The sequence below is a fragment of the Acidovorax facilis genome, from assembly GCF_050626955.1.
GTDB classification, from domain to species: Bacteria; Pseudomonadota; Gammaproteobacteria; order Burkholderiales; family Burkholderiaceae_C; genus Acidovorax; species Acidovorax facilis.
Map to the genome: position 1 here is coordinate 84854 of NZ_CP192461.1, position 16123 is coordinate 100976.

A 16123-nucleotide genomic window follows, 5' to 3' on the forward strand; every position below is an offset into this window, starting at 1 on the left:
CTTAGCGGAAGTTAATCATCGTGACGGCGGCGTTGCGCAGCAGCGTGGCCGCGAAATTCTGGTCGGTCATCTGCGTCAGGTACTTGCCCGCCGCGTCGTCGCGAGGCCGCAACGGGCGCATCGGCTTGCCGTCGGTGGTGGGCCTGAGGTAGGCGTTCAGGTCGTCGTCCTGAATGCCCCAGGCATGCAGTTCCGCCAGGAGCTCGGGGTTCAGGGATGTCGTCTCGGAATGCTGGCTGCGGACCTTGTGCATCTCCGCGTCGAAAACCTCCCAGGCTCGATGTTCTGCCTCGGCCCGCAGGCGGGCGCCGACGCGGCTGGCCACGGTTTCCGCCACCCAGCCCATCACCGCCGAGCTCAGGCCCGGGGCGACCTTCTTGACGAATAGACCGAGAACCACCGGCGCCGCGGCGGCACCGCTGGCCAGGCTGGCGCCCATCTGGACGCCGGCGTTCAGCAGAGTCAGCATCTTCGCGCCCTTGGCGGCTTGCGTGCGCGCGGCCTCGCGATCGTCCGGGCCACGGAATTGGCGCTTGTGTTCGATGCCCCGGAACCAGGCGTTGGCGGCCGCGCTCGACCCGACCGGCAAGGCCGCGTCACCACGCTTGAGGCTGCGGTAATTCTTGGCGGCGCACTTGAGGTTGGCCGCGGCCGTCCAGGCGCCCAGGGCCGTCAGCCCAAGCATCACGAAGCCCAGGGGCGGCATCACCGCCGTGACGGCCATGGAGGCGATCACCATGCTCGACAGGCCGACACTGGTGGTGATGAACCGGCCCATCTGGTTGATCACCAGGGCGGTCATGCGGGCGGTGCGCTTGGGCACGTCCGTGGCCTCGCGGTGCCGCTTGAGGCGCTCCTGCGGCGGGAGCTTCGGGTGGTCCTGGACCTGGGCCAGCCGGCGCATGGTCGCCGGTGCAACGGGGACAGGAGCCGTCACCGGGGACGCGGAGCGCGGGCGGGGCGACTCCAGTCCCAGAGCCTCCGGCAGCTGCACCAGGCGCAGCACATTGAAAAGCACGCGGCCGAAGCCCAACATGGATTCACCCAGGCGCTCCACGGAATAGTCCAGCACGGGCTTGGCCTCGCCCAGGGTCACGACAGTCGCCAAGCTCGCCAGCGCGAAGTTGACGATGCGAAAAGGCAGGTAGATCGTGTCCTTCAGCGCCTGTACGCCCTTGCTGCGCCGGGGCTGGGGGACCGGTGCGGGCGACGGCGGCAGCGGCTGTGCGGCGCTTTTCACCGCCGGAGCTGTGAGCGGCAGGTCCTTGGCACGAGGCGGCTCAGCATGCCGGCGTACAGGCGCGGCCTTTTGCGGGTCGGCTTCCTTGTTCGGGCCAGCGTTTCTGGACGGCACTTTGATCGTCTTGGGTTTGCCGTCCTTCGCAGGGCGCTGTACGGTCGGCGTCTCCACGGATTCATGCGCATGCAGGGGCTGCGTGAAGGCGACCTTTTCAACCGGGTTGCTGACAGGAGGCGCCGCGTCCTCGGTCACGCGGGTGTCCTTGCCCTTCACCGACCGGTTCGTGATCCGCACCTCCTGCCGCCCCAGCTCCTTGACCGGGTACTTGCGCAGGTTCCGGTAGAACCACCCGGTATCCAGGGGCTCGTGCGAGTACAGGGGTGGCCGCTGGGTTTCCGGACGAGGCCTGCCCGCCCGGTCCTTGGCCACGGGCTGGGGGCGCGTGGTGTTCGCGTCGACGCTTGCAATGGGCTGCTTTGCAACTGGGCGAGGGGCCATGAGCTACTCCGTGCCAGGCCAAGAGGTGGTCCGGATGAGCGATGAGTGGCAACTGAGCAGAAAACGTTGCTGTCGCCGCGCTGATAGGCGGCACCGAAACAATGCTGCTTTGCAGCAGCCATCGGGTAGGCGCGAGAGGCCACAATGGCCCCATGTGCCAACTCCTCGGGATGAACTGCAACACGCCCACGGACGTGACCTTCAGCTTCACGGGTTTCGCCCAGCGCGGCGGACGCACCGACCACCACAAGGATGGCTGGGGCATTGCCTTCTTCGAGGGCTTGGGGCTGCGCCACTTCGTGGACCATCTGCCCGCCTCCGACTCGCCGGTGGCCGACCTGATCCAGCGCTATCGGGGTCTCCTCGTTTTCAGTGCAATAAGTGACGGTACGAAAAGCTAGCACTGGCGCGGAGGTGGTGTTGGTAGATCGTTGATTTCATTGACTTTCCTGTTCACTTTCAAATCTGCGATTCGTGGCGTCAAACCGTGGTCGGTTTCATCCATTGGTGCCAGTTATCGATGCATTTGGCCGCGAAGGCAGGATTTGGTCAGCATAGCGGTCAACCGGGAAGCGAAACACACCCCGCAAGTTGATGCTCTCCAGCCTGGTGGGCGCAATCTTCCCGATCAGTTCCGGTGGAATGACCTGGCGGCGGTTCGACCAGCGATCCAGGACCGCCTGCATCTGTGAGGTATTCCACGCCATCACGATGTTGGCCATCAGGCTCAACGCATCGGCCACAGCCTGCATTTCATCGACACGTTTGGCCTGCGCCGGGCTGATCCGGCCGGTATAAATGGCGCGCTTGAGGGCGTTAACAGCCTCGCCCCGATTGAGCACCCGGCGCAACTCGTTCCTGAAAGCGTCCTTGACAAAGTAGTCAGCCAAAAACGCCGTACGCAGCAACCGCCCCAATTGCACGCCAGCCTCATAGATTGGATCGCCCTGGGCGGCAGAACCGAACCGCGCAAGAGCTGCCACCGCACTGGCATGTCCGCTCATGACCGAGGCTGCCAGGTGCACCAGACTATCCCAATGCTTTTCGATCAAAGCGACGTCGACATTGGCTTCGCACACCGCAGCGATTTCTGCGGGCACTTTGGTGCCGCGTGGCACAAAGAGGTGGCGCTGTTTGAGTTCCTTCAACCGCGGGCAAAGATCAAAACCAAGCAAACGGGCATGTGACATGGCAAAGTCGGTGTAGCCATGGGTATCCACAGCAAGCTGGCTGGTCTCCAGCTTTTCTTGGCGGATGACACCTTCAATGGCCACGCCCGCCTGGCGCTCATTGAGCACAAAGGGCTGCGCATGGAAGATGCCCCACCGGTCTTTTACATGGGAGTAGATTCCAATGGAAGGTGTGTTGCGCCGAGGATCAAGCCGGGCTTGCCACACCCGTTTGGTGGTCTCCATGGTCATCATGTCAGAAGATGCCAAATCGGACCGCCCCCAGGTGGCGGCAATCGGGTGTCGCTGCATGAATTCCAGCACAGCCTGGCAGGCCTGGCTCAGACGCCGTTCGTCCCGCGCCCAGCGCATGGCCTGGCGAATGCTGGTGGCAGACAATTGCGGAATCATGCGCGCGCATTCGACCGCAGTCAGACTGGTGCCGTGGGCCATGATGCCGGCATAGACCATCAGCAGCTCGTCGGTAGAGCGCGGCTCACGTCCGAGCATGATCCAGCTAAAGCGCACCTGGGCGTCAACGGCCAGAATCACTTCCGGCAATTGAACCTCACCGATGCGGTGATCCAAAGCCGCGCGCAGCTTGGTCACTTCTGGGTCTTCGTCCTCTGCGGGCAATGGCGACAAATGGAGTTCATCATCCACGCGCAGTACGCCACTGCGGGCTGCAGCGGCCACCGCATCGACACCGGCAGTTACTCTGGCCAGCAAAGGCTTCAAGAAAGTGGCAGCCTTGCTGGGTAACGATAGACGGGCATAGTGTTTCTTGGACTCTGCCTGCCAACGCTCGTCCGTGAAGAACAAGCGCGCACGACCCCGAAAGCTCAGGCTGTGCTCAATCCAGACCGAGCCATTGCGCACCGCGCGGCGCAGGGCAAACAGGGTGGCCACCTCCAACGCCTGAAACGCCCGTTCCCGGTCTGGGCTGGAGATCGAAACCTGCCAGATCATTCCCAGACTTGGTGCCACCACTTCAACTGGCAGCTTTCTGGATCCTTTGAGATATAAAGCTTGCAGCTTGGCAAGGTACTCGATGGCAGGATGCTCGCCGGTGGCCTGCCAGGGCAGCTTTGCAATGGCGACGAGCAACGACCGCACGGGGCGAATTCCATCAATCAATCCCTCGCGGACCAGGGAGGCCCTGCTCGGTGGTTTGCGTTTCTGGGTTTCGGTGATCAAGGCTTCAAGACGGGCACGCAACTCAGCATCTGGCACCGCACCTTGCGCGCTCAAGGCAACAAGTTCGCCGAGCAGCGTTTTGTACATTGCGGCCCAATTGACGGTAGCGGGGACATCGGCGGCAGCCTGACGCCACAGATCGGCGATCCGGCGCTGCACCATAAGGATCAACTGGTCTGTGGTGGTGAACAGGCAATACCGAAGAAAGCATGCGACCTCCACGGTGCGCGCTGGCTCTTTGATCTTGGCTCCGGCTGAGGGCGGCCTGGAGACAAGTCGGCGCGCGTAGCGGCGCAAGATGAGATCGGGGATGTCTGCCAGGTGCTTATGAACGTCCAGCGTGTAAAGCAGGTCGATGCGCTCCAGTACCTCGCTGATTTGGCGGGTTGAGTGTTTCGCCGGTGCAGCCCATAGCCAACTCTGCTGGGTTTGTCCATCTGGGCGCAGCTCTGAAACTGAGGCTCGCCAGCGATCAAGTGTTGCTGGATCAACGCTGGCGGCGATGGCGGTGCCTGTTTCAACTTCAAGCTGGGCAAGTGCCGCCGCAATCAGTGTCCGAATTGCCCGCTCGTGCACGATCACCAGCTTGTTCTTGTACAGCCATTGACGCGCCCGCACGAGTACTGGAATTACCCGAAAGGCACCGAGCAAACGCCCACTCATGCGCAGGAAACCAATATGGAGCGCCAGACCAAGCTTGTGGGAATCACCTCGGCGTGCATTGATTGCGTCGCGCTCGGCACCATCGAAGGTGAAAAATGCCTTCATCTCGAAGTCGCTGATATCGCGGGGGAGCCCACGCATCCCCAAAAACGTTGTGTGCCAACCCTGCATCGTGAACCTCAAAAGTGGGAGGCCACCATACCCGTTTACAAAGCGAACAGGAAAGTCAATGAAATCAACGGTCTACCCAGACCACCCCCGCGCCAGTGCTAGCTTTGCGTACCGTCACTTATTGCACTGAAAACGAGGAGACCCCAACCAGCGCGTGCCCACGTTGAATTGGCTGTGTTCGGGATGGCGGATCTCGTTCCACAGGGCGCGGCAGCGCTCACTCAGCCAGGCATTGAGTTCGACAAAGGAACTGAAGCGATGTCGGGCCGCCTCGATCCAGATGCGCCGACGGCTGTACTGCACGTTCTTCTCCACGCGCCCCTTCTCCCAGCCCGCCGCGACGTTGCAGAAGTCAGGGTCGTACAGGTAGTGCGCGCACATCACCGAGAAGCGCGCGTTGACAGTGCGGCCCTTGCCCTTGTGGACCTTGTCGACGGCGGTAAGCCCCGCTGCTTCAGGCCGCCCCACGAAGACGCAGACAAGTCGACTTAAAGGCAGCTTCAGACTGATGGCAGAAGTTTTAGGCCGCCGCGCTACTCGTTTGTACCAAAGCTGAAAGCATGCATCCGCGACATTGATAGGTCAGGCGACCGTGCCGGCACTTGCAAACCTCGACGGCGGCGATGTATTTGGCCCCATAAACTGACTGCTGAAAGTCGGCAATCAGGATGACGACAGGGGTACCGCATAGATCCTCAAGTGGCGAGCGGCGGCTGCCGTACGCACATGGCGCAAAGCGCCTTTGTGCGCAGCATCTAGGTTTCTCTGAACGTCGATGACATCAAGCCGGCAGGTTTCGTCTTGACGATGGCGGCGTTTAATCAAGCATTGGATCCGCCTGGATCCGCCGTCATTTGGCTCGTCGACGACCTAAATGCGCGTTTGGTGCTCGATCCGACGAACTGAAGATTACCCGCCAAGGCCAAGAAGCTTGCACTCGCCAAAGCTCTGCAGTTCAGGATTTCTTTCGGAAAATGACGACGTGCTGCCACGGCAGCCTCGCGTCTGTACGCACCCACTGCAACGGCAGGATTTCCGCTTCCCGGCGGATCTGCCTTTCCGTCATCTTGTGCAGCTGCTTGATCTGTACTGCGGGATCTTCCGCCTTGTACTCCACGAAAACGACCCGCCCGCCGGGCGCGAGCGACTGCACCACACTCCTGAGCATCTCATACGGAGCAGACAGCTCGTGATACACGTCGACCATGATCGCCAGGTCGACGGACCCCGGCGCCAGACGGGCATCGTTTTCAGTACCCAATGAAGGCGTGATATTGCGCATGCCTTCGGCTTCCGCAGCCTGGCGCAAAAGCGCGACCATCTCGGGTTGCACATCGACCGCCAGGACTCTGCCGGAAGGGGCGACCAGGCGCGCCATGCGACGGGACAGGTAGCCGGTACCAGCGCCGATGTCGGCAACCACCATGCCTGGCTTCAACTCCAGCGCATCCAGGAGAAGGTCGGTACGTTCTTCCTTCTCCCGTTCCTGGCGTTCGAGCCATGGCGCTCCTTGCCACCCCATGACCTGTGCGATCTCGCGACCCAGGTAGCGTTTGCCGATGCCGTCGGCGCTGGGCACTCCAGCGACGTACGCTAGCTCTTGCGCTTGCGCCGGAAAGCTGCCGGCACCAAGCAGCGATCCCAAAACCCCAGCTAAAACTGCAACGTTCCGAAAGAGTGTCATGTCAATCCAGTCAATCTCAGACAGGCATTTCGAAGTGGCCTGAATCTGCAGGTCAAGCCCTGCCGTCGCATTTGTCGCTGCAATGAAATGGGAACAACAGGGAGACTTATTTGACCCAGGTAGCAATCAACCAGTTTCAAATTTCGAAGACCCGCAGTTGGCCGTTTGGAGTCATGGCCCTCACAGATCTGGAACACAAAAGCACGTTAGCACCGCTTTCGCAAGGTAAAGCGCTTCGATTCTGCTCGGAGAGTGCCATTAGGCCAGCAGCAGGTTTCGCCCGCGGCTCACGTGTAAAGCCCGTGTAATCATGCCGCGAATACTTCACATAAAAGGGGAACCTGCGAGAACAGTTCAGTAGCCTCAATCAACCGCAAACTCGCATGGATGCTGGATTTTTCCAACTTTTTGAGATTCTTTAGAAATCGAGGTAGCGAAGACTCTTAATTCGTAGGTCGAGTTGTTGGCGCCGACTGGAGAGTGAGCCAACGGGGGTGCGGCACCGACAGCTATTTCCTCGGGTCGAAGCCTTTCGTGCAGCGTGCGCAGCGCTCGCGGCGCACGCTGGGCGTGCCCGTCCGGCAGGTGCACTACGATTTCTTAGGGCCCGCTTCGGCCCTTGATTGAGGCTTGAATCGCCTGCAGAGTCGGCAGGATCGACTTCACGGCACTGGACCAAGGGCCGCCTCTGCATCCGCGCCTACGCGCCTAGCCAGAATCTCTCGCTGCGATCGAGAAAGTCATGCAGGTGCACGATCACCGAATCGTCGTCGAGCAGGACGACGGCGTACTGTGGTGGCTCGAAGCTTCCCGGGATGTCTTCGGATTCCCGGAGATGCAGCGCCACTTGATGGTTAGTGCCGCGTAATGTCGAGAACGGGATGCCGCGCCAGGTGCCCGAGATGGGCCGGTGGATGTGGCCGAAAAACAGGTGCTTGACGCGATGCGCGTGGCCCTTCAGTGCTGTCAGCAACCATTCGTTGTCGACCAATCCGATTCGATCCACGACCGGGATGCCAAGGTGGAATGCCGGATGATGCATGAACAGGAGCACCGGTGAATCATCCTCCGCCAAGCGCTGGGAAAGCCAGTTTGCCCGTTGCTCGCAGAAGACGCCGCAATGCGTTCCCGGTTCGTTGGTATCCAGAAACAGACCCCTGAACCTCCCGATGGCCTGCTCGTACTGGACGAACCCATTGCTGTCCACCGGCACCTGTGGGAAGCGCTCGCGGAAGTTGGTCCGGCTGTCGTGGTTGCCGAGAATCAGATGAACCGGCATTGGCAACCGCGCGCATTGCTCCGACAGCTGGCGGTAGGCGTCAGGGTGGCCGACATGTGCGAGGTCGCCCGTGATCACGCAGAACGCCGCGTCCGCGTGTTCGGCGATCACGCTGTCGATGCAGCGCTCGAACCGTTTGCCGGGGTCATGCCCGTAAAGGGCACGACCCTGCTCGACAAGATGAATGTCCGTGATGTGGATGAACTTGTGCATGGTCGTGCCTTGCACTCAGCGCGGCAGCAATGCCTGGACGGCCTTGCTCATCTCGCTAAGGGCAACGGCGGGTTGCACCTCTTGCGAAAGCACGGTCTGGAGGTGATCCTTGATTACGTCGGTAATCTTGAAGCCGTTGTCACTCGGAAACGCGTACATGCCGGTGAGTACCGGCATCTGCGCGATGGCGGTCAGATGATTGGGGTTTGCCTTGTAGAAGGGCGCAAGCAGGTTCGGGTCGGTCGCTGGCAACGTGTTGGCCGGGAAGTAGCCGGTTGCCTTGACCATGGTCGTCGCGCCCAGCGGGCCGGTGGCGAACTTGATGTATTCCCAAGCAGCGGCCTGCTTGGCAGGATCCTTGGAAAACATCATCGCTGCATTGCCGCCGGCCGGCAGTCGGCCGTCCTTGGCAACGGGCATGCGGGCGGTACGAATCTCGAACTTGCCTCCCACCTGCTTCGTGATGCTGCCCAGGCGCGCAGTGGATGTCGCCAGTACCGCGAGCTTGCCGCTCACGAAGTCCTGCAAGGCGGCCGAAGAGGAGATGTTGCGCATCTCACCCTGCTTGACGAGCTGCTCGAGGGTCAGCATGGCGGCCTTGCCTGCGGGGCCGTCGAAGGCCACCTTCTTCTCGTCGGCGGTCAACATGGTGCCGCCGTTGCTGAAGACCAGCGCCTGCCACATCCAGTTGCCCGTGATGTCCCACTCGACGTGAAGGCTCTCGGTGCCGGGCGTTGCCGCCTTCGACTTTTTGGCCGCGTTCATGATGGCATCCCAGTTCATGGGAAAGCGATCGGGCTCCACGCCCGCCTTGCGCATCAGGTCGGCGTTGTAGTAGATGACGGGGAGACTCAGCGCGAAGCCGATGCCGACCTGCTGACCCTTGACTTGCCCCAGTGAAAGCAACGCTTGGTCGTAACCCATCCCCGCCCAGCCCTTCTCCGCCTTGATGAAGGGCGTCAGGTCGACAGCGAGCCCACGGTCGGCAAACACGCGCTGACGATTGAGGGCCTGATAAGACACATCGGGGAGCTGGCCCGTGACGGCCTGGCGCAGAACCTGTTGTGCCGCGACCTCGTAGTCAGACGTGGGCGCACGGAACGTGACCTTGTACTGGGGGAACTTCGCCATGAAGTCTTTTGCGATTGATTCATGGACCTCTTTGAAGAGATCAGCGTACACGTAGTCGATCACGATCTCAGTCGGTTGCTGAGCCTGTGCCAGGCCGGTGGTCATTAACACGGCCAGTGCGGCGGTTTTCTTAAACAGTTGTTTCATTGCTTGATTCCTTGCGGTTTAACCTTTGACGCCGGTGAGCGTCACACCTTCGATGAAGCGCTTTTGCGCGACGACGAACAACAGCACCAGCGGCGCCGTGATCAGCACCGTGCCGGCCATCAGCGGACCGAACGCGCTGCCTGCTTCCTCATTGCGGAAGAACATGGTTCCCAACGGCGGCGTCGCCAGATGGGGTGAATTGATGACCAGCAGTGGCCAGAAGTAGTCGTTCCAATGCCAGACCACCGAGAAGATCGAGAACGCCAGCAAGGCAGGCATGGCCGTGGGCAGCATCACGCGCCAGACGATCTCCAACTCACCCATGCCGTCGAGCCGCGCGGCGTGGATCAGGTCGTCGGGCACGGTGCGAAAGAACTGCCGCATCAGGAAGATGCCGAACGCGGACACGCTGAAAGGCAGGATGAGCGCGGCCATCGAGTCGAGCAGACCGGCGTGATACAGCATTACGTAGAGGGGGATGGCCGTGGCTTGGTATGGCACCATGAGCGCCAGCATCACCAAGCGCCAAGCCCACGGCTTGCCACGGAACGACAGCTTGGCAAAGGCGTAGGCGGCAGGCAGTGCCACCAGGATCTGCAGCACCAGGATGCCCGCGCAGACGAGCACGCCATTCCACAGGTAGCGCAGCAAGGGGACCTTGGTTAGCGCGAGGGTGTAGTTCTCCACTGCAGCGAAGCGCGTCGGAAAAAGATGAATCTCGCTGCCGAAGATTTCGTCGGCAGGCTTGAGCGAGGTCAGCACCATCCAGATGAACGGCATCAGGAAGACCAGGGCCACGACCATCAGCACCACGTGGCGAAGAATCCGAAAGGAAGGGGAAAGACGTTTCATGCGTAGTGCGTCCTGCGCTCCAGCGCGGCGTGCTGGATCTGGGTCAAGAGGAAGATGCCGGCGATGAAGACCACCGTCATGGCGCTGGCGTAACCCATGCGGAAGAAGCTGAACCCCTCCGCATAGATGGTGTGCAGCAGCACTTCGGTGGCCTTGTTCGGCCCGCCCTTGGTGAGCACGTGAACGGTGTCGAAGACTTGCAGGGCGCGGATGGCGCAGACAGTGATGACGAACAAGGTGGTAGGGCCCAGCAACGGCCAGGTGACGAAGCGGAATCGATCGAAGGGGCGCTCGATGCCGTCGAGTTCCGCCGCATCGCGCACGTCGCGGGGGATTCCTTGCAGCCCGGCCAGGAAGAACACCAGGGCAAGCCCCGACATCTGCCAGATGCCGATCGCGGCGAGCGAGTACAGCGCGAGGTGGCGGTCGTTGAGCCAGTTCTGGGGTGCGACGCCGACCTGCTGGAGCAGGTGATTGACGAGCCCGGCGCTCGGATGCAGCAGGAACTCCCACACGACCGCCATTGCGATCAGCGTCGATGCGGCCGGCATGAAAAAGGCTGTGCGGTAGAAGCCGCGTCCCGATCGATCGGATTCGATCAACAAGGCGAGGCTCAGGCCCAGCGTGATCGATCCCCCGGTGACCAGGACGAGGTAGACAAGGGTGTTGGCCACAGACTTGCGGAACACCGCGTCCGACCAGAGTTCGGCGTAGTTCTGCAGGCCGACCCAGTTCAGGGTGGTGGCGCCGAACTGCCAATCGGTCAGCGACATCAGAAATACGGCAAGGACGGGTATGAACAGCAGAAGCGTCGCAAGAAGGCCCGCGGGCGCGAGAAGTGAAACGGTGGAAAGAGGATGGGCGCGCATGCTCGGCTTTCAGGCCACTCGCTTCAGGGTGTCGCATCGACCGATCGACATGCGCTGGCCGCCGGCGTCGAAGACATGCAGGGCTTCCCACGGGACCGTGACCTCGAACTCGGCCCCTGCGTGCGCTGCCGTGCCAGCCGGGAGGCAGACGATGCAGGCTTCCCCCTGGCTCGGCAGGGTCAGCGTGGCCATCAATTCGGCACCCGCGTATTCCACATGGCCAACCACGCCGCGCACGGTGAGGCCCGGCGCCTTTGCCAAGGTGACAGCCTGCGGCCGGAAGGCGACACGGCAGGGCCCGCCGTTCCCCGCGGTATCTGCGATGCGTTGCGCCAGGCAATGGATCTCGCCATTGGCGAGGATGTCGCCCGGCACGACGTTGATCCGCGGTGCGCCGACGAATCGAGCCACCTCGAGGCTTTGTGGCCGCATGTACAGATCTTCGGGTGGCGCCACCTGAAGGATGCGGCCTTCGCGCATGACCGCCACACGGTCCGACATGGACATGGCTTCGTGCTGATCGTGCGTGACGTAGATGAACGTCACGCCCAACTGGTCGTGAAGCTGCCGGATCTCGGCACGCAGCGCATGGCGAAGGTTGGCGTCCAGATTAGAAAGGGGCTCGTCGAACAGGAACACGGAGGGGTGGCGAACCATCGCGCGCGCCAGGGCGACGCGTTGGCGCTGGCCGCCCGACAGGTGCGCCGGCTTACGATCGAGTAACCCGTCGATGGCGAGTCGCCGGGCCACTTCATGTGCGCTGGCATGGATGTCGGCGAGCCGGCGGCGCACCCCGGGGGATACCAGGCGTGCCCCCGGCAGGCGACCCCAGAACCCCAGGCCGCGCATCACCAGCGGCATCGAGATGTTCTCGCGCACGGTCATGTGCGGGTACAGCGCATAGGACTGGAACACCATCGCGCAGTCCCGTGCGCTGGGTGACAGGGCGAGCAGGTCGCGGTCTCCCATGCGGATCGTGCCGGTGTCGGGCGTGTCCAGGCCGGCGATCAGCTTCAGCAAGGTGGACTTGCCGCAACCGGACGCGCCCAGCAGGGTGAGGAATTCGCCGTCGCGCACTGTCAGGTCGAGTTCCTGAAGAACGGCAGCGTTGCCGAAGCGTTTGGTCAGGCCGGAAATCTGGATGTCAGACATGGTCGTTCGTCTCCGCCGTTGACTGAGTCGATGTCCGGGCGGCCATCCAGCTGTGAAACTCTGCGTAGCCCGAAAACGCCACGGTGCACGGGCGCAAGTCGTCGGGCGCCGCGGCGTAGCCGCCGAGATGGGCCGCCAGCCGTACGCCAGCCGCCTGGGCACACGCTGCGTCAATGCCGGAGTCCCCGACGAACAGCGCTGTCCGCGGCGTCCCGCCCAACTGGGTCAGTGCGAGGTGCAACGGCGCGGCGTCCGGCTTGGGATGCTCGGTGTCGCCCAGGCCCACGATCGCGTCGAAGAAGCCGGTCAGCGCTGCCTTGTCCAGAAGCGTGCGTGTGGAGCCTTGATCGCGGTTCGTGCAAATGCCCAGTGCGATGCGCTGCGAACGAAGCATCGACAGCAGATCGAGAGCGCCGTCGTATGCCACAGTTTTGTGCAGCCAGTGCGATGCGTAGCGGTGCGCGAAGGCATCTTCGAGTCGCGACCCCAACGCGAGCGGCACAGACGCGGCCTGAAGCCGGAGCGCGCTCTGGAAGAGGGCGGTGATGCCCTGGCTCAAGGCAGGACGAAGATGCTGCGGCTCGACGGCCTGCAATCCGGCGAGCACAAGCACCTCATTGGCCGCGGCTGCGAGGGTGGGCAAGGTGTCGAAAAGGGTTCCATCGACATCAAAGACGACTGTTCGTATTTGATCGTTAGTGTTCATGTCCTGAATGCTACGAACATGATGAGTCAAACTCATGACAAATACGGGCGGTACAGTTTCCGCATCGATCCCGTGCGCGCGTGGCGCGTCAACCGTCCTGAAATGCAAGAAAACAGATGCTCAAAGCAGCTCGCCAGAAAGAAATCGTCGCCCTTTTGCAAGGGGGCGGCGTCGTCGAAGTCAGCGTGCTGGCGGAGCGTTTTGGGGTCTCCTCGTTTTCAGTGCAATAAGTGACGGTACGAAAAGCTAGCACTGGCGCGGAGGTGGTGTTGGTAGATCGTTGATTTCATTGACTTTCCTGTTCACTTTCAAATCTGCGATTCGTGGCGTCAAACCGTGGTCGGTTTCATCCATTGGTGCCAGTTATCGATGCATTTGGCCGCGAAGGCAGGATTTGGTCAGCATAGCGGTCAACCGGGAAGCGAAACACACCCCGCAAGTTGATGCTCTCCAGCCTGGTGGGCGCAATCTTCCCGATCAGTTCCGGTGGAATGACCTGGCGGCGGTTCGACCAGCGATCCAGGACCGCCTGCATCTGTGAGGTATTCCACGCCATCACGATGTTGGCCATCAGGCTCAACGCATCGGCCACAGCCTGCATTTCATCGACACGTTTGGCCTGCGCCGGGCTGATCCGGCCGGTATAAATGGCGCGCTTGAGGGCGTTAACAGCCTCGCCCCGATTGAGCACCCGGCGCAACTCGTTCCTGAAAGCGTCCTTGACAAAGTAGTCAGCCAAAAACGCCGTACGCAGCAACCGCCCCAATTGCACGCCAGCCTCATAGATTGGATCGCCCTGGGCGGCAGAACCGAACCGCGCAAGAGCTGCCACCGCACTGGCATGTCCGCTCATGACCGAGGCTGCCAGGTGCACCAGACTATCCCAATGCTTTTCGATCAAAGCGACGTCGACATTGGCTTCGCACACCGCAGCGATTTCTGCGGGCACTTTGGTGCCGCGTGGCACAAAGAGGTGGCGCTGTTTGAGTTCCTTCAACCGCGGGCAAAGATCAAAACCAAGCAAACGGGCATGTGACATGGCAAAGTCGGTGTAGCCATGGGTATCCACAGCAAGCTGGCTGGTCTCCAGCTTTTCTTGGCGGATGACACCTTCAATGGCCACGCCCGCCTGGCGCTCATTGAGCACAAAGGGCTGCGCATGGAAGATGCCCCACCGGTCTTTTACATGGGAGTAGATTCCAATGGAAGGTGTGTTGCGCCGAGGATCAAGCCGGGCTTGCCACACCCGTTTGGTGGTCTCCATGGTCATCATGTCAGAAGATGCCAAATCGGACCGCCCCCAGGTGGCGGCAATCGGGTGTCGCTGCATGAATTCCAGCACAGCCTGGCAGGCCTGGCTCAGACGCCGTTCGTCCCGCGCCCAGCGCATGGCCTGGCGAATGCTGGTGGCAGACAATTGCGGAATCATGCGCGCGCATTCGACCGCAGTCAGACTGGTGCCGTGGGCCATGATGCCGGCATAGACCATCAGCAGCTCGTCGGTAGAGCGCGGCTCACGTCCGAGCATGATCCAGCTAAAGCGCACCTGGGCGTCAACGGCCAGAATCACTTCCGGCAATTGAACCTCACCGATGCGGTGATCCAAAGCCGCGCGCAGCTTGGTCACTTCTGGGTCTTCGTCCTCTGCGGGCAATGGCGACAAATGGAGTTCATCATCCACGCGCAGTACGCCACTGCGGGCTGCAGCGGCCACCGCATCGACACCGGCAGTTACTCTGGCCAGCAAAGGCTTCAAGAAAGTGGCAGCCTTGCTGGGTAACGATAGACGGGCATAGTGTTTCTTGGACTCTGCCTGCCAACGCTCGTCCGTGAAGAACAAGCGCGCACGACCCCGAAAGCTCAGGCTGTGCTCAATCCAGACCGAGCCATTGCGCACCGCGCGGCGCAGGGCAAACAGGGTGGCCACCTCCAACGCCTGAAACGCCCGTTCCCGGTCTGGGCTGGAGATCGAAACCTGCCAGATCATTCCCAGACTTGGTGCCACCACTTCAACTGGCAGCTTTCTGGATCCTTTGAGATATAAAGCTTGCAGCTTGGCAAGGTACTCGATGGCAGGATGCTCGCCGGTGGCCTGCCAGGGCAGCTTTGCAATGGCGACGAGCAACGACCGCACGGGGCGAATTCCATCAATCAATCCCTCGCGGACCAGGGAGGCCCTGCTCGGTGGTTTGCGTTTCTGGGTTTCGGTGATCAAGGCTTCAAGACGGGCACGCAACTCAGCATCTGGCACCGCACCTTGCGCGCTCAAGGCAACAAGTTCGCCGAGCAGCGTTTTGTACATTGCGGCCCAATTGACGGTAGCGGGGACATCGGCGGCAGCCTGACGCCACAGATCGGCGATCCGGCGCTGCACCATAAGGATCAACTGGTCTGTGGTGGTGAACAGGCAATACCGAAGAAAGCATGCGACCTCCACGGTGCGCGCTGGCTCTTTGATCTTGGCTCCGGCTGAGGGCGGCCTGGAGACAAGTCGGCGCGCGTAGCGGCGCAAGATGAGATCGGGGATGTCTGCCAGGTGCTTATGAACGTCCAGCGTGTAAAGCAGGTCGATGCGCTCCAGTACCTCGCTGATTTGGCGGGTTGAGTGTTTCGCCGGTGCAGCCCATAGCCAACTCTGCTGGGTTTGTCCATCTGGGCGCAGCTCTGAAACTGAGGCTCGCCAGCGATCAAGTGTTGCTGGATCAACGCTGGCGGCGATGGCGGTGCCTGTTTCAACTTCAAGCTGGGCAAGTGCCGCCGCAATCAGTGTCCGAATTGCCCGCTCGTGCACGATCACCAGCTTGTTCTTGTACAGCCATTGACGCGCCCGCACGAGTACTGGAATTACCCGAAAGGCACCGAGCAAACGCCCACTCATGCGCAGGAAACCAATATGGAGCGCCAGACCAAGCTTGTGGGAATCACCTCGGCGTGCATTGATTGCGTCGCGCTCGGCACCATCGAAGGTGAAAAATGCCTTCATCTCGAAGTCGCTGATATCGCGGGGGAGCCCACGCATCCCCAAAAACGTTGTGTGCCAACCCTGCATCGTGAACCTCAAAAGTGGGAGGCCACCATACCCGTTTACAAAGCGAACAGGAAAGTCAATGAAATCAACGGTCTACCCAGACCACCCCCGCGCCAGTGCTAGC

General features: G+C 61.4%; 10 protein-coding genes and 2 pseudogenes. 1 reads left to right on the forward strand and 11 read right to left on the reverse strand.

The features are described 5' to 3' along the window. Position 1: 1 nt before the first annotated feature. Entirely contained in the window at positions 2-1738 is a 1737-nt protein-coding gene (locus tag ACQ4MJ_RS25740; protein WP_121423150.1) for a hypothetical protein, read from the reverse strand. Between the two features lie 152 nt (positions 1739-1890). Here ACQ4MJ_RS25740 and ACQ4MJ_RS25745 point away from each other — a divergent pair. Further along, a pseudogene (locus ACQ4MJ_RS25745) lies at positions 1891-2091 on the forward strand (class II glutamine amidotransferase); the annotation flags it as partial. 144 nt (positions 2092-2235) lie between these two features. Here the strand turns inward: ACQ4MJ_RS25745 and ACQ4MJ_RS25750 are convergent. From ACQ4MJ_RS25750 to ACQ4MJ_RS25795, 10 genes and pseudogenes are all read right to left on the reverse strand, one after another. Further along, a complete protein-coding gene (locus ACQ4MJ_RS25750) occupies positions 2236-4938 on the reverse strand; it encodes a Tn3 family transposase (RefSeq protein ID WP_008344252.1) in 2703 nt (900 codons plus the stop codon). 159 nt (positions 4939-5097) lie between these two features. Beyond that, a pseudogene (locus ACQ4MJ_RS25755) lies at positions 5098-5379 on the reverse strand (IS21 family transposase); the annotation flags it as partial. Positions 5380-5893: 514 nt separating this feature from the next. Next, positions 5894-6622 (reverse strand): class I SAM-dependent methyltransferase, encoded by a 729-nt coding sequence (locus ACQ4MJ_RS25760; RefSeq protein WP_031942805.1) that lies wholly within the window; start codon positions 6620-6622, stop codon positions 5894-5896. 700 nt (positions 6623-7322) lie between these two features. Then, positions 7323-8114 (reverse strand): phosphodiesterase, encoded by a 792-nt coding sequence (locus tag ACQ4MJ_RS25765; RefSeq protein ID WP_431153380.1) that lies wholly within the window; start codon positions 8112-8114, stop codon positions 7323-7325. A 15-nt stretch (positions 8115-8129) separates the two neighbouring features. Continuing rightward, complete coding sequence (locus ACQ4MJ_RS25770) at positions 8130-9392, reverse strand: ABC transporter substrate-binding protein (RefSeq protein ID WP_431153379.1); 1263 nt, start codon at positions 9390-9392, stop codon at positions 8130-8132. A gap of 18 nt (positions 9393-9410) precedes the next feature. After that, complete coding sequence (locus ACQ4MJ_RS25775; protein ID WP_121423147.1) at positions 9411-10244, reverse strand: carbohydrate ABC transporter permease; 834 nt, start codon at positions 10242-10244, stop codon at positions 9411-9413. Beyond that, the gene (locus ACQ4MJ_RS25780) at positions 10241-11113 is read right to left on the reverse strand and encodes a carbohydrate ABC transporter permease (RefSeq protein WP_278535074.1); all 873 of its coding nucleotides are present in this window, start codon (positions 11111-11113) and stop codon (positions 10241-10243) included. Before ACQ4MJ_RS25780 ends, ACQ4MJ_RS25775 begins: the two co-directional genes overlap by 4 nt. A gap of 9 nt (positions 11114-11122) precedes the next feature. Further along, the gene (locus tag ACQ4MJ_RS25785; RefSeq protein ID WP_029309264.1) at positions 11123-12265 is read right to left on the reverse strand and encodes an ABC transporter ATP-binding protein; all 1143 of its coding nucleotides are present in this window, start codon (positions 12263-12265) and stop codon (positions 11123-11125) included. Then, positions 12258-12971 carry an HAD family hydrolase gene (locus ACQ4MJ_RS25790; RefSeq protein ID WP_051723375.1) on the reverse strand — a complete coding sequence of 238 codons (714 nt, stop codon included), beginning with the start codon at positions 12969-12971 and terminating at the stop codon, positions 12258-12260. The genes ACQ4MJ_RS25785 and ACQ4MJ_RS25790 overlap by 8 nt, the downstream gene beginning before the upstream one ends. A 346-nt stretch (positions 12972-13317) precedes the next feature. Continuing rightward, the gene (locus tag ACQ4MJ_RS25795; protein ID WP_008344252.1) at positions 13318-16020 is read right to left on the reverse strand and encodes a Tn3 family transposase; all 2703 of its coding nucleotides are present in this window, start codon (positions 16018-16020) and stop codon (positions 13318-13320) included. Positions 16021-16123 lie beyond the last annotated feature (103 nt).